12 protein-coding genes are annotated in these 14,019 nt (G+C 69.3%); 7 read left to right on the top strand and 5 right to left on the bottom strand.

What is annotated here, in order from left to right:
• Positions 1–69 precede the first annotated feature (69 nt).
• Positions 70–1,161 (bottom strand): GNAT family N-acetyltransferase, encoded by a 1,092-nt coding sequence (locus tag JSX79_RS09250; protein WP_229085902.1) that lies wholly within the window; start codon positions 1,159–1,161, stop codon positions 70–72.
• A gap of 88 nt (positions 1,162–1,249) precedes the next feature.
• Between JSX79_RS09250 and dcd the strand changes: the two genes are divergently transcribed.
• The 3 genes from dcd to JSX79_RS09235 all read left to right on the top strand — a co-directional run bounded on the left by dcd (position 1,250) and on the right by JSX79_RS09235 (position 2,848).
• Positions 1,250–1,837, top strand: coding sequence for a dCTP deaminase (dcd, locus tag JSX79_RS09245; protein ID WP_070417116.1), 588 nt, complete (start codon positions 1,250–1,252; stop codon positions 1,835–1,837).
• A 121-nt stretch (positions 1,838–1,958) separates the two neighbouring features.
• A complete protein-coding gene (locus JSX79_RS09240) occupies positions 1,959–2,474 on the top strand; it encodes an XRE family transcriptional regulator (RefSeq protein WP_083403123.1) in 516 nt (171 codons plus the stop codon).
• Positions 2,471–2,848: a DUF86 domain-containing protein gene (locus tag JSX79_RS09235; RefSeq protein WP_070417114.1), complete on the top strand. Its 378-nt coding sequence runs from the start codon at positions 2,471–2,473 to the stop codon at positions 2,846–2,848. The genes JSX79_RS09240 and JSX79_RS09235 overlap by 4 nt, the downstream gene beginning before the upstream one ends.
• Before the next feature lie 122 nt (positions 2,849–2,970).
• Here the strand turns inward: JSX79_RS09235 and JSX79_RS09230 are convergent, their stop codons facing one another.
• The 4 genes from JSX79_RS09230 to JSX79_RS09215 form a co-directional block, all read right to left on the bottom strand.
• Positions 2,971–4,077: a sugar-binding protein gene (locus JSX79_RS09230; RefSeq protein ID WP_070417113.1), complete on the bottom strand. Its 1,107-nt coding sequence runs from the start codon at positions 4,075–4,077 to the stop codon at positions 2,971–2,973.
• A gap of 78 nt (positions 4,078–4,155) precedes the next feature.
• Positions 4,156–5,448 carry a multiple monosaccharide ABC transporter permease gene (gene mmsB, locus JSX79_RS09225; RefSeq protein WP_070417112.1) on the bottom strand — a complete coding sequence of 431 codons (1,293 nt, stop codon included), beginning with the start codon at positions 5,446–5,448 and terminating at the stop codon, positions 4,156–4,158.
• Positions 5,445–6,968: a multiple monosaccharide ABC transporter ATP-binding protein gene (gene mmsA / locus JSX79_RS09220; RefSeq protein WP_229085923.1), complete on the bottom strand. Its 1,524-nt coding sequence runs from the start codon at positions 6,966–6,968 to the stop codon at positions 5,445–5,447. Before mmsA ends, mmsB begins: the two co-directional genes overlap by 4 nt.
• 540 nt (positions 6,969–7,508) lie before the next feature.
• Positions 7,509–8,531 (bottom strand): LacI family DNA-binding transcriptional regulator, encoded by a 1,023-nt coding sequence (locus JSX79_RS09215; protein WP_070417111.1) that lies wholly within the window; start codon positions 8,529–8,531, stop codon positions 7,509–7,511.
• A 309-nt stretch (positions 8,532–8,840) separates the two neighbouring features.
• On the opposite strand from JSX79_RS09215, the gene JSX79_RS09210 reads away from it, so the two are divergent.
• The 4 genes from JSX79_RS09210 to JSX79_RS09195 all read left to right on the top strand — a co-directional run bounded on the left by JSX79_RS09210 (position 8,841) and on the right by JSX79_RS09195 (position 13,981).
• Complete coding sequence (locus JSX79_RS09210; RefSeq protein ID WP_229085901.1) at positions 8,841–10,124, top strand: nitrate/nitrite transporter; 1,284 nt, start codon at positions 8,841–8,843, stop codon at positions 10,122–10,124.
• A 26-nt stretch (positions 10,125–10,150) separates the two neighbouring features.
• A complete protein-coding gene (locus JSX79_RS09205; protein ID WP_229085900.1) occupies positions 10,151–10,927 on the top strand; it encodes an SDR family oxidoreductase in 777 nt (258 codons plus the stop codon).
• Positions 10,928–11,024: 97 nt separating this feature from the next.
• Positions 11,025–12,557 (top strand): FAD-binding oxidoreductase, encoded by a 1,533-nt coding sequence (locus JSX79_RS09200; RefSeq protein ID WP_229085899.1) that lies wholly within the window; start codon positions 11,025–11,027, stop codon positions 12,555–12,557.
• Positions 12,554–13,981: an FGGY-family carbohydrate kinase gene (locus tag JSX79_RS09195; RefSeq protein WP_229085898.1), complete on the top strand. Its 1,428-nt coding sequence runs from the start codon at positions 12,554–12,556 to the stop codon at positions 13,979–13,981. Before JSX79_RS09200 ends, JSX79_RS09195 begins: the two co-directional genes overlap by 4 nt.
• Positions 13,982–14,019: the final 38 nt, after the last annotated feature.

Genomic DNA, 14,019 nt, shown 5'->3' with positions numbered 1-14,019 from the left:
TAGGCGTGTGGGCCTGGAGGCGCGGCGTGCGTCGCGCGCACCGACTGCGGCCCGCCTCAGGTCACGACGTCAGACGCGGCGCTCCCAGATGCCCTCGCTCCCGACGCCCACGAACCCGACCGCCTCGTTGACGTCGAGCATCGGGCGGTTCTCCTCGGCGTTGAACGTGATGATCGAGGGTCGCCCCGGGAAGTCCTGCTCGACGCGTTCGATCCCGGCCACCTTGAGCAGCCAGCCGAGCCGGTGCCCGCGGTGCTCCCGCAGCACGAGGGTGTCGCCCTGCATGACCGGCTGGTGCTCTGCGTCCGGCACCGCCAGCTGCGTGAAACCGGCCAAGGTGGTCGTCGGGAGGTGTTCGACCGCGACCGTGACCATCGTGCGCGGCGAGCGGTGCAGCTGCGCCTCGTGCTCCTGCAGGCGCTCGCGCGTCCAGACGTCCTCCGGCTCCTCCATGTCGCCCTCCGGAGCGTCGGTGCTCATCCGGGTCTCCAGCAGCGCGATGCCGTCGAGCCACTGCTCCGGCGTCGGCCCGGCCCACGCGTGCACCCGGTAGTCGGGTCCGGCGGCGGCCGCTGCCCGGTCGTGGAGCTCGCGCACCACGGAGTGGTCGGCGGGCAGTGCCAGGCGGCTGATCCGGTTGACCTGCCCGAATCGCCAGCCGCGCCCGCTGAGGAACCGTGCGCCGGCTTCGTCCTCGGGCACGGCGCCGTGGCCGGTGGGCGGGACGAGGTACCCCGGTCCGGACGCCGGCCCGACCTGCCGTGACACCGCGTACGTCTTCCACTGCGTGCGACCGTCGTCGCGGGCGACGCCCTCGAGGTGCTCGGCCAGCAGCGTGCCGATGCCCCGCCGCTGGTGGTCCGGTGCGACGGCGACCGCGATCCAGCAGTTCGGGGTCCCCGGTGCCTCCTTGGTGTCGTAGGAGCCGGCGGCCACGACGTCGCCGTCCGGATCGCGCACGACGAAGAGGCGGCTCGGTGCCTCGGGGTCGAGCAGGTACGGCAGCTGTTCCTCGGGCGTCCAGAGGATCTCGGGCAACCGGGTGACGGCGACCTCGGCGGCGTTCTGTACGCGGACCCAGTCGCGGAAGGCCTGCACCGTCGCGGCGTCGTCGTCCATGGTGGCGGGCACGTCGAGTTCGTGAACGGTGTACGCGGTCATGTCGGTTCCTCCTGGCCGTGTGACGCCGCCCGACGCTGGGCAGCCTCGCAGCTTACCGGTGCCGTTCCGCTGCCGCTAGGCTCGTCGCGTGCTGCTCTCCGACCGCGACATCACCGCCCAGCTGGCCGAGGGCCGGATCGGCCTCGACCCGTACGACGCCTCGCTCGTCCAGCCGTCGAGCATCGACGTCCGGCTCGACAAGTTCTTCCGGTTGTTCGACAACCACAAGTACCCGCACATCGACCCGGCGGTCGACCAACCCGACCTCACCCGGCTGGTCGAGACCGACCCGGACGAGGCGTTCGTCCTGCACCCGGGGGAGTTCGTGCTGGGCTCGACGTACGAGGTCGTCACGCTGCCCGACGACATCGCGGCACGGCTCGAGGGCAAGAGCTCGCTCGGGCGCCTCGGGCTCCTGACCCACTCCACGGCGGGCTTCATCGACCCGGGCTTCTCCGGGCACGTCACCCTCGAGCTCTCGAACGTGGCGACCCTGCCGATCAAGCTCTGGCCGGGCATGAAGATCGGCCAGCTCTGCTTCTTCCAGCTGTCGAGCCCGGCCGACAAGCCGTACGGCTCCGCCGAGTACCAGTCGCGGTACCAGGGGCAGCGCGGTCCGACGCCGTCTCGTTCGGCGCAGAACTTCCTGCGGACGGACGTCTCCCGCCGCTCCTGACGGGCGCTGCTGGCTGGGCATAACGCGGCCCGCGATATCGCCCGTCGCAATCTCCTGGACGCGGCACTCCGAACCGCAGGATGTGCGTAAAGAAATGTCGCATTCTGTGTATCGTGGCCGCATGTCCGCAGTACTCCCACGACCCGCGCCGCCAGTGTCGGCAGCCGGGCTCATCCGGGACGCCCGCCTCCGCGCCGAACTCACCCAGGTGCAGCTCGCCGACCGCGCCGGCGTCACGCAGAGCGTCATCAGCACCTACGAGAACGGACGCCGCGAGCCGTCCCTCGCCGCACTGCAGCGGCTCTTGCTCGCAGCGGGGTTCACGGCCGCGATCGACCTGCACCCCGTCGAGGAACCGCCGCCCCTCCGCGAACGGGTGATGGCCGCACGGCGGGAACTCGTCGCGATCGTGCAGCGCCTCGGTGGCCGCAACCCCCGGCTCTTCGGCAGCGTGGCCCGGGGCGAGGACGGCCCGGCGAGCGACGTCGACCTGATGGTGGACCTCGATCCCGGGCTCGGCATCTTCGCGCTCATGCGGATCCAGGACGAGGCGGAGCAGCTCCTCGGCGTGCGGGTGGACGTGGTGGACGCCGCCGGCATGGGCGCCGACGCCGTCCGGGACGCGGTGCCGCTGTGAGCCGCGACGTCGGGGACCGGCTCGACGACGTGATCCGTGCGTGCGGGGTGATCCGTGCGTACGTCGACGACGACGCACTGCCGGAGGGCCTCGTGTACGACGCGGTCCGGATGCGACTGGTCGAGATCGGCGAGGCGGTCCGGATGCTCCCGAGCGCGGTGACGTCGACCGAGCCGAGCATCCCGTGGTCGCGGGTGTCGCTCCTCGGCGAACGCCTCACCCGGCGGTACTTCGACACGACGCCGGCCGTCGTGTTCGGGACGGCCCGGGTGGACGTGCCCTCGCTCTGCGAGGCGGTCCACCGCCTGCGCGCCGCGCACGCAGCGCGCGGTGACCGTCGGGGCGCGGCAGGGGCAGTGGACCTGACGCAGTGACGGACGGGAGGCGCGGGTCGGCCCCGGCCCGCGCCTCCCGTCCGACCGTGCCCCCGCCGCGAACGCGGGACGGCCCCGTCTCGCCGGAGCGAGACGGGGCCGTCGTCGTGTGATCGGGGAGATCAGCCCTTCTTGGCGAGTGCCTCGAGGGTGTCGTTGCCCTTGTAGGCCTCGACCGCGTTCTCCTTGGTCACGAGGACCGGGGTGAGCTCGATCGCCGGGACCGTCTTGACGCCGTTGTAGTTGTTCGTCTTGTCGATCTTGGTGTCGGGCTTGTTGCCCTTCGAGAGGTCGGACACCAGGTCGATGGCGGCCTGCGCCTCTTCGGTGGTGTTCTTGTAGATCGTCGAGTACTGCGTGCCCTGCATGATGAGCGGGATCGACGCGGTCTCCGAGTCCTGGCCGGTGACGACCGGGTTCGGCTTGCCGGCGGCCTTCGTCGCGGTCAGGATCGCACGGGCGAGGGTGTCGTTCGGCGACAGGACGCCGTCGAGCTTGGTGTCACCCGAGTAGTACTGCGACAGGAGGTCCGTCATGCGGGACTGGGCGTTCTGCGCGAGCCAGCCCTTGGTCTGGACCTTCTGGAAGGTCTCCTGGCCGGACGTGACCTTGACGGTGCCGTCCTTGATCTTCGGCTCGAGGACGTTCATCGCACCGTTGAAGAACACGGTGGCGTTCGCGTCGTCCGCCGAACCGGCGAAGAGCTCGATGTTGTAGGGGCCGTCACCCTTCTCGGCCTTGAGGCCGTCGAGGAGTGCCTGCGCCTGCAGCTGGCCGACCTTGTAGTTGTTGAACGCCACGTAGTAGTCGACGTTCTTGGTGTTCAGGATGTTGCGGTCCCAGGCGATGACGGTGACGCCCTTCGCCTTGGCGGCCTTGACCTGCGAGCCGAGCTGCGAACCGTCGGCGGCACCGATGATGACGACCTTGGCGCCCTTGGTGACCATGCCCGAGATCTGCGACTGCTGGTCCGGGACGGGGTTGCCGGCGTTGGCGTACTGGATGTCGGCCTTGAAGCCGGCGTCCTCGATCGACTTCTCGAACGCGGCGCCCGCGAGCACCCAGTTCTGCGAGGTCTTGGCCGGCAGGGCGACACCGATGAGGTCGCCCTTCTTGATCTCGGTGCTCGAGCCCGAGTCCGAGCCGGAGGTGCCGCGAGCCGAGCAGCCGCTGAGGGCGAGGCCCGCGACGAGCGCCAGGCCGATGCCGGCGATGAGCTTCTTGCGCATGTGAGTGCTTTCTCTTCGTTGAGGGGTGGTGCTGTGGTGAGGGGTTCGAGCGCCCCGGGAGCCCGGGGCGCCACGTCTTTACTGGGTGTTGACCTTGTCCGGCTGGTCCTGGATGGACTGCGGCTGCTGGGCTGCCACCGTGTTCTGCTCGGTGTCCTTCTTCTGGAACTGCCGCATCATGCCGCCGATGAGCGACGGGCGGCCCTGGGACTTCGAGTAGACGTCGAAGGCGACCGCGACGAGGAGGACGAGACCACGGATGATCTGCACCTTGTTCGACTCGATGCCCATGAGCTGGAGGCCGTTCGACAGGAGCGCCATCACGAGGCCACCGATGATCGACCCGGAGATCGTGCCGATGCCACCCGCGACCGCGGCGCCACCGACGAACACGGCGGCGATCGCGTCGAGCTCCCAGCCGGTGCCGTCAGCCGGACCCGAGGCGTTCGAGTAGCCGACGAACACCATGCCGGCGACCGCGGCGAGCACGGACATGTTCGCCATGACGAAGAAGTTGACCTTGCGGGCGCTGACACCGGAGAGCACCGCGGCGCTCGCGTTTCCGCCGACCGCGTAGACCTGGCGACCGAAGATCGTGTTCTTCGTGATGAAGCCGTAGATGATCGTGAGGACACCGAGGATGATCGCGACGATCGGGATCGAGGTACCGACGGGGCCGGCGCCGAACAGGTAGGTCGCGACGAGCGTGACGGCGACGAGGACGCCCGTGCGGACGATCGACACCCACAGCGGCGGGACCTCGGCCTGCATCTTCTTGCGGCGGGAGCGGCCGCGGGCCTCGATGACGATCAGGGCGATGATCGTGGCCAGACCGATGAGCAGCGTGCCGTTGGAGTACCCGAAGTCCGGGCCGAAGTCACCGAGGTAGCCGGCGCCGATGGCGTTGTACGAGTCCGGGGTCGGCACCGAGGTCGACTGGCCGATGATCTGGTTCGCACCGCGGAAGATGAGCTGCCCGGCGAGCGTCACGATGAACGCGGGGACCCGGACGAACGCCACCCAGAAGCCCTGCCAGGCACCGACGAGGGCGCCGACGGCCAGGCCGAGGATGATCGCGGCCCATGCCGGCCAGTGCCACACAGACATCGACTGCGCGACGATGATGCCGACGAACGCTGCGACCGAACCGACCGACAGGTCGATGTGGCCGGCGATGATCACCATCACCATCCCCAGCGCGAGGATGAGGATGTAGGAGTACTGCAGGAACAGGTTGATGACGTTCGTCGGCTCGAGGATCAGGCCCTTGGTCGTGATCGAGAAGAAGATCACGATCGCGATCAACGCGATGATCATGCCGTACTGGCCGATGCTGTTGCCCTTGCCGAACAGCAGTTTCAGGTTCTTCATGAGACGAGAGCGCCCTTCCGCGCGGAGGTCATGCTGCGCATGAGCGTTTCTGGATCGGCCTGTTCCGAGGGGATGTCGGCCGTGATCTGGCCCTCGAAGATCGTGTAGATCCGGTCGGAGAGGCCGAGGAGTTCGGGGAGCTCGGAGGAGATGAGGATGATGCCCTTCCCCTCGGCTGCGAGCTGCTGGATGATGCCGTAGATCTCGAACTTGGCGCCCACGTCGATGCCGCGGGTCGGTTCGTCGAGGATGAGGATGTCCGGGTCGGTGAACATCCACTTCGACAGGACGACCTTCTGCTGGTTGCCGCCGGAGAGCTTGCCGACGTTCTCCTCGACGGTCGGCACCTTCGTGCGGAGCAGCTTCCGGTACTTCTCGGCGACGTTGTACTCCTCGAGGGAGTCCACGACGCCGGCCTTCGAGATCTTCTGCAGGTCGGCCGCGACGGTCGATCGCTTGACCGTGTCGAGCAGGTTGAGGCCGAGCGCCTTGCGGTCCTCGGAGACGTAGCCGATGCCGTGCTCGATCGCCTGCTGGACGTTGGTGACCTTGATCTCCTCGCCGTCCTTGACGATCTGCCCGCCGAGCCACGTGCCGTAGGAGCGGCCGAAGATGCTCATCGCGAGCTCGGTGCGGCCGGCGCCCATCAGACCCGCGAAGCCGACGATCTCGCCGCGCTTCACGTGGAAGTTCGAGCCCTTGCAGACCAGGCGCGAGGAGTCGAGCGGGTGCTGGACGGTCCAGTCGCGGACCTCGAAGAAGGTCTCGCCGATCTTCGGGGTGCGGTCGGGGAAGCGGCTCTCGAGCGAGCGGCCGACCATGCCGCGGATGATGCGGTCCTCGTTGACGCCGTCGCCCTTGACGTTCAGCGTCTCGATGGTCTTGCCGTCGCGGATGATCGTGATCTCGTCGGCGATCTGCTCGATCTCGTTCAGCTTGTGGCTGATGATGATGCTCGAGATGCCCTTGGCCTTCAGCCCGACGATGAGGTCGAGGAGGTGCTGCGAGTCGTTCTCGTTGAGCGCCGCGGTCGGCTCGTCGAGGATGAGGAGCTTGACGTCCTTGTGCAGGGCCTTGGCGATCTCGACGAGCTGCTGCTTGCCGACGCCGATGTTCTTGATCTGCGTGTCCGGGTCGTCGGCGAGGCCGACGCGGGCGAGCAGGTCCTGTGCACGGAGCTGGGCGCTCGTCCAGTCGATGACGCCGAACTTGCCCGGCTCGTTGCCGAGGAACAGGTTCTCGGTGATCGAGAGCTCCGGGATCAGCGCGAGCTCCTGGTGGATGATCACGATGCCGGACTGCTCGGACTGCTTGATGTCCTTGAACCGGACCTCTTCGCCCTCGAAGACGATCTCGCCGTCGTAGGTGCCGTACGGGTAGACGCCGGACAGGACCTTCATGAGGGTCGACTTGCCGGCGCCGTTCTCGCCGCAGATCGCGTGGATCTCGCCGGCACGGACGCTGAGCGAGACGTCGGACAGCGCCTTGACACCAGGGAACTCCTTGGTGATCGAGCGCATCTCGAGGATCGTCTCGGGTGCGGTGATCGACCGGGTCTCGAGGCCGGTGTCGATCGGGGTTGACGCCACGGTGCATCTCCTTCTGCCGCTGCGATGCGGCAGTCCTTCGGGTGGTTCTGCGAGCGGCGACGAAGGGCACAGGAGGCCTGTGTGGACTTCGTTGTCGCGTCCGGAGTCCCGTGTCGTGACGGTCATGTGACCGTTCACATCGGCGGAACGGAGGTAATACTACGCACGCGATCGGCGCGCCTGTCAATTCGGTTTGGTCGCGTTTGTGTAACGGGCCGCGTGATCTGGCGGAACCGGGCACCGCACGTCCCCCGCGTTGGGGTACCCGGGTGGGTCGATGACGGCCTGGAGGCGCGGGTCGGCGCCGCCCCGCGCCTCCCGTCCGCGCACGCGCGCGCCCGCCCCGTAGGGCCGCGCCCGCCCCGCGGGGCCGCGCCCGCGCCGCTTCGTGAGCAGAAATGGTCGGGTCGCGTTGCCCGACCCGACCATTTCTGCTCACGAAGCCGCGGCGCGCGCGCGCCCGCGCCGCGCTCAGCGCTTGCGCGGGGCGCCCGTGGAGCCGCGCACCACGAGCTGGGGCACGATGTCGATCGGCCGGAGGACGGCGTCGTCGTCGCCGGGCAGGAGCAGGTCCACGCACCGCCGGCCGAGTTCGGCGAAGTCCACCTGCACGGTCGTGAGCGGCGGCCAGAAGTGCTTCGCCTCGGGGATGTCGTCGTAACCGACCACCGACAGGTCCCCGGGGACGTCGAGGCCGTACGAGCGTGCGGCGTGCACCACCCCGAGCGCCATCGCGTCGTTCGAGCAGAAGATCGCGGTGCAGTCCCGCCAACGCAGGAGCTCCCGGCCGGCGTGGTACCCGAAGTCGGCGGACCAGTCGCCCAGGATCGGCGGGACGACGGGCATGTCGCGGTCGGACATCTCGCGCAGGAAGCCCTGCATCCGGGCGTCCGCTTCGATCCAGTCCTGCGGACCGGCGATGTGCCGGACGTACTCGTGCCCGAGGTCGAGCAGGTGCGCAGTCGCGAGCCGGGCGCCCTCCATCTGGTCGACCCAGAGCGCGGTCGGGTCCTCGCCGACGCTCGAGCGCATCGTGACGTACGGCGTCCGGATCCCGAGCTCCTCGATGAGGTCGAACACCCGCTGCTGCGGCGCGATGACCACGATCCCCTCGACGTCCTGGTCGAGCAGGTGCCCGAGGCCGTCGCGGACGGCGGTGTCGGTCGGCTCGGCGATGTTCGCCGTCGTCACGGAGTACCCGCGGCTGACCGCGGCGTCCTCGATCGCCTGCATCGTCACCGCCGGCCCGTAGTGCGAGCGCTGCGCGGTGAGCACACCGATCGTCCGCGTCCGGCTGGTGACCAGTGCCCGTGCGGCGCGGTTCGGCCGGTACTGCAGCTGTTCCATCGCCGCGAGGACACGGTCGCGGGTCTCGGCCCGGATCGCGTCCGAGTTGTTGAGCACCCGAGACACCGTCTGGTGGGACACACCGGCAACCCGCGCGACGTCGCGGATGCTGGGCGACCGCGGTTGCTGTGCCCGCGTCGACGCCATTGCTACTCGTTTCCTGCCCGGGGCCGTGGCACGCCCATGTGCACGTTCACATTCCGAGCCAGATCATTATGCACGCCTCCGGCATCCACGCCACCTGAGTTGTCGTTTCCCGATCCGGTGGGGTACGGTTCACGTCGTATCCGGCATATCGCCCGTACCGGAACGCACAACTGCAGATCGGCCGTCCGCCCGAGGACGGCAGTCGCTCCAGACCTCAGAGAACAGCGACACCCGCAGCGCACCAGCGCTGGGGTGTCGCTGTTCTCTTTTTTGCGTCCACCGAACCCCATCCACCACGAAGGAGTGGTCTTGACCAAGGCCCGCAGACTGACGAGCTTCATCGTCCTGTCGATGACCGGCGGCGTGATCTTCCAGGTCGCCTACATCCGGTTCGTGTTCCTCGCGGACACCGCGCACGCGCTCGACCTCACCATCCAGCGCTACGGCGAGATCACGTCGGTCTTCGGCGCCGTCGCCGTGCTCATGTACTTCTGCGGCGGCTGGTTCGCCGACCGTTTCTCGCCGAAGGCGCTCATCGTGATCGCGCTCGCGGGGATGGGGATCGTCGACCTCTGGCTGTCGACGGTGCCCGGTGAGACCGGCATCGTGGTCGCCCACGTGCTCATGGCCGTCCTCGGCATGGGGCTGTACTGGTCGTCGCTCGTGAAGCTCGTCTCGATGCTCGGGACCGCCGACGAGCAGGGCAAGCTCTTCGGCTGGCTCGAGGGCGTCCGCGGCATCACGTCGACCGTCGTGGGCTTCGTCGGCGCCGCCATCGTCGCCGCCGCGATCGCCGAGACGGGCGGGGTCCTCTGGGTGATGCGCATCTACGGCGTGCTCTGCCTGGTGTTCGCCGTGCTCGTCCTGGTCGTCGTCCGCACCGACCGGGACGCCCTCGGCCAGGTCGGACGCCAGGCCGTGTCGCTCCGGGAGCTCGGGGCCGCCGCCCGCAACAAGTACACCTGGCTCATCGGCTTCTCGATCATGGCGATGTACTGCTTCTACACGCTGCTCGGCTACCTCACGCCGCTGCTGCAGGACGGCTTCGCGGTGCCCGTCGTGCTCCTCGGGGCGATCGGCGTCGTCCGCACGTACGTGTTCCAGATCGTCGGCGGCCCGGTCGGCGGCGTGCTCGTCGACCGGTGGACGAAGTCGTCGCCGGCGTTCCTCCGGTGGGCGTTCGTCGTCGCGGCGATCAGCGCCGTGGGCTTCCTGCTCCTGCCGCACGACCCCGCCCTCGTGTGGATCGCCGTCGTGCTCATGATCGTGATGTGCCTCGCGGTGTTCACCTCGCGCGGCATCTACTGGGCGCAGGTCGGCGAGGTCGAGGTCCCGCTCGCCCAGCGCGGCGGCGTGATCGGGCTCGCCTCGGGCATCGCCTACCTGCCGGACGCCTTCCTCCCCGCCCTCGGCGCGTGGTGGGTCGGCGACCCGGCGAACGGCGTGCCCTCGCAGGGCGGCGGCTACACGACCATGTTCGCCGTCCTCCTCGCCGCTGCCGTCTTCGGCTTCCTGCTCACCACCCTCACCATGCGCGTCCGTGCACGCGAACTGCGGAACCGCCCGGCACCCGACGTCGTCGTCGCCGCCTGACCCACCTCGAAAGGACCCCTCACCCCATGGACATCCGCGACTTCTCGATGGACCTGTTCTCGCTCGCCGGCAAGCGTGCGATCGTCACCGGCGGCAACTCGGGCCTCGGCCAGGCGTTCTCGCTCGCCCTCGCCAAGGCCGGCGCCGACGTGTTCGTGCCGAGCGTGGTCGACGACGACGGCACGACCCGGGCGCTCGTCGAGGGCGAGGGACGCCGGTACGCGTTCCTCGAGGTCGACCTCACCGCCGCCGACGCCCCGACGCGCATCGTCGACGCGTGCACGGAGCGGCTCGGCGGGGTCGACGTGCTCGTCAACTCGGCGGGCATCTGCCTGCTCGACGACGTCGAGGCGTTCGACCGCGCGAAGTGGGACCCGATGATCGCCGTGAACCTCACCGCGCCGTTCGCCCTCGGGCACGCCGTCGCGAAGCACTTCGTCGCGCAGGGCTCGGGCAAGATCATCAACATCGCGTCGCTGTTCGCGTTCCTCGGCGGACAGTGGTCGCCCGCGTACGCCGCGACCAAGCACGGGATCGTCGGCTTCACGAAGGCGTACTGCGACGAGCTGGCGCAGCACAACGTGCAGGTGAACGCGATCGCGCCCGGGTACTTCGCCACGAAGATCACCGAGCAGACCCGGTCGGACCCGGAGACGAACCAGCGCGTGCTCGACCACATCCCGGCCGGGCGCTGGGGCGACGTCGCCGACCTCATGGGCGCGACGGTCTTCCTCGCCTCGCGCGCATCCGACTACGTGAACGGCCACACCCTCACCGTCGACGGCGGGTACCTCGTCCGCTGACGACGGACAGGAGGTGCGTGACGGCGCCGCCACGCGCCTCCTGGGAACAGACCACCAGACCAGAGCAACGAAACACACCAACGAAGGGCTCACCACCATGATCGACTCGATCGCCACCCTCGACCGGGCCGAGATCCTGCAGCGTCTCGCCGGCATCGTCCGCCCCGAACAGATCGACACGGACGAGCAGCACCTCAAGGACGCCAGCGTCGACCGGTTCAAGAAGTACCAGTCCGTCCACGGCATCCACGACGCCCCGACCCCCGTCGCGATCGTCAACGCCGAGTCCACCGAGGACGTCGCCGCGATCCTGGCGTTCGCGGACGACAACCTCGTCAACATCGTCCCGCGCACCGGTCGCACCGGTACCGAGGGCGGCCTCGAGACGAGCGTCGTCGACACGATCGTGCTCGACTGCTCGCGGATGGACGCCGTCCTGAAGATCGACCCGGAGAACATGCAGGTCACGGTGCAGGCCGGTGTGCCGCTCCAGCGCCTCGAGGACGAGCTCCGCCTGCAGGGCCTCACCACCGGCCACTCGCCGCAGTCGAAGCCGCTCGCCCAGTACGGCGGCCTCGTCGCGACCCGTTCGATCGGGCAGTTCTCCACCCTGTACGGCGCGATCGAGGACATGGTCGTCGGGCTCGAGGCCGTGTTCCCCGGCGGGAAGGTCCGTCGCATCAAGGCCGTCCCGCGCCGCTCGGCCGGCCCGGACATCCGCCACGTGGTCATCGGCAACGAGGGTGCGCTCTGCGTCATCACCGAGGTCACCGTCAAGCTCTTCAAGTACCAGCCCGAGAACAACGAGTTCCACGGCGCGCTCGTCGACGACATGCGGACGGGCGTCGCGATCCTGCGCGAGGTCATCACGAACGGCTTCCACCCCTCGGTCGTGCGGCTGTACTCGCCGGAGGACGCCAACCAGCACTTCTCGCACTTCTCGAAGGACAAGTGCGTCGTGGTGTTCGTCGCCGAGGGTCCCGCCGGCATCGTCCGTGCGACCTCGGAGGAGATCCAGCGCGTCCTCGCCCAGCACCCGCACGAGCAGGTCGACCCCGCGCTCATCGAGGCGTGGTTCGACAACCTCAACTGGGGTCAGGACAAGATCGACGCCGAGAAGGCCGTCATGCTGCGCGACAAGCAGCTCGGCTACACGACCGAGGTCTCGGCGGACTGGTCGGCGGTCGGCGACGTGTACGACGCGGTGATGCGCCGCATCCGCGAGGAGTACCCGTACGCCGGCGACCTGACGATGCTCGGCGGCCACTCGTCGCACAGCTACCAGACCGGCACGAACATGTACTTCGTGTACGACTACCGCATCGACTGCTCGCCGGAGGAGGAGATCGAGAAGTACCACATCCCCCTCAACGCGATCATCGTCGAGGAGGCGCTGCGCCACGGTGGGTCGATGGTCCACCACCACGGTGTCGGCAAGTACCGCACCCCCTGGGTCGAGGAGGAGCACGGCTCGGCGTTCGCGATCATGCAGGGACTCAAGGCGCAGTTCGACCCGAAGGGCATCATGAACAAGGGCACGATCTTCCCGGAGCCGGGCGCGATCCAGCCGGCCGCGGCCGACCCCGACACCACGTTCGGTCGCGCGACGAGCGGGCGCACCGGCGCATGACCAGGTACCTCGTCGGCATCGACAACGGCTCGCAGTCGTCGAAGGTCACGGTCTTCGACGAGCGGGGCGGGGTCGTCGCCGAGGGGCGTGTGCCGCTGCGGCCGAACCACACGCCGGCACCTGGAGTGGTCGAGCACCCGGACGACGATCTCTGGGACTCGATCGCGGCGGCGTGCCGGATCGCGATGGAGGCGTTCCCGGGCGACCCGTCCGAGATCGTCGGCGTCGGTCTCTGCACGATCCGGTTCTGCCGGGCGGTGCTCCGCGCCGACGGGTCGCTCGCCCAGCCGGTCCTGAGCTGGATGGACGCCCGCGTCGGCGCGCCCTTCGTCGCCGAGCAGGACGACGTGGCGTACGTCACGACGTCCTCCGGGTACGTCACGCACCGGCTCACCGGGGCCTTCCGGGACACCGCGGCCAACTACCAGGGCGTCTGGCCGATCGACACCGACACCTGGCGGTGGAGCGAGGACGAAGCGGCGTATGCCGCGACCGGCATGCGACGCGACCAGCTGGTCGAGCTCGTCGCGCCGGGCGAGGTCCTCGGCACCGTCACGGACGAGGCCGCGGCGGCCACGGGCCTCCCGGTCGGCCTGCCGGTGGTCGCGACGGCCAACGACAAGGCCGTGGAGGCCCTCGGCTGCGGACTCCTCGACCCGACGACGCTCCTCGTGTCACTCGGCACCTACATCGCGGGCATGTCGGTCGGCGAGCGGAACATCGACGGGGCGTCCGACTTCTGGACGAACTTCGGCTCGGAGCCGGGCCGCTACCTCTACGAGTCCGGCGGCATCCGTCGCGGCATGTGGACCGTGAGCTGGTTCCGCGACCTGCTCGGGCCGGATTTCGCGGCAGCGGCCGACGCGGCGGGCGAGCGCGCCGAGGACCGACTGGGCCGCGAGGCCGCCGACGTCCCCGCGGGCTCGGACGGGCTGCTGACCGTCCTGGACTGGCTCGCGCCGGCCGACGCGACGTTCCGGAAGGGCTCGATCCTCGGGTTCGACGGACGGCAGGGCCGGGCGCACGTGTACCGGTCGATCCTCGAGGGCATCGCGATGACGATGCGCGACCGCGGGGATGCCATGGCCGCCGAGCTCGGGACGGCGTACCGCCGGGTGGTCGTCTCCGGCGGTGGTTCGTCGTCCGACCTGATGATGCAGATCATGTCGGACGTGTTCCAGGCGCCGACCATCCGTGTGGTGGGCGACAGCGCTGCGGGGCGTGGGGCGGCGATCTGCGCGGCGGTCGCGACCGGGGTGCACCCGTCGTTCGAGGCTGCGGCCGCGGCGATGGTCGTCGAGCGGGACCGCTTCACGCCGGACCCGTCGACCGCGGCGGTGTACGACGCGCTGCGTGCCGTGCACGCGGACGTGACGGCGCACACCGACGAGGTCTACCGGCGGACGGCGGCCATCGTCGGCTGACGGGTGCGACGCGACCGCTCGGAGGACGGGAGGCGCGG

The sequence above is a fragment of the Curtobacterium sp. GD1 genome (genome assembly GCF_020882855.1).
In the GTDB taxonomy this organism is placed as follows: domain Bacteria; phylum Actinomycetota; class Actinomycetes; order Actinomycetales; family Microbacteriaceae; genus Curtobacterium.
The sequence above is the reverse complement of the archived record's forward strand: the minus strand, read 5'-3'. Positions and strand labels throughout refer to the sequence as shown.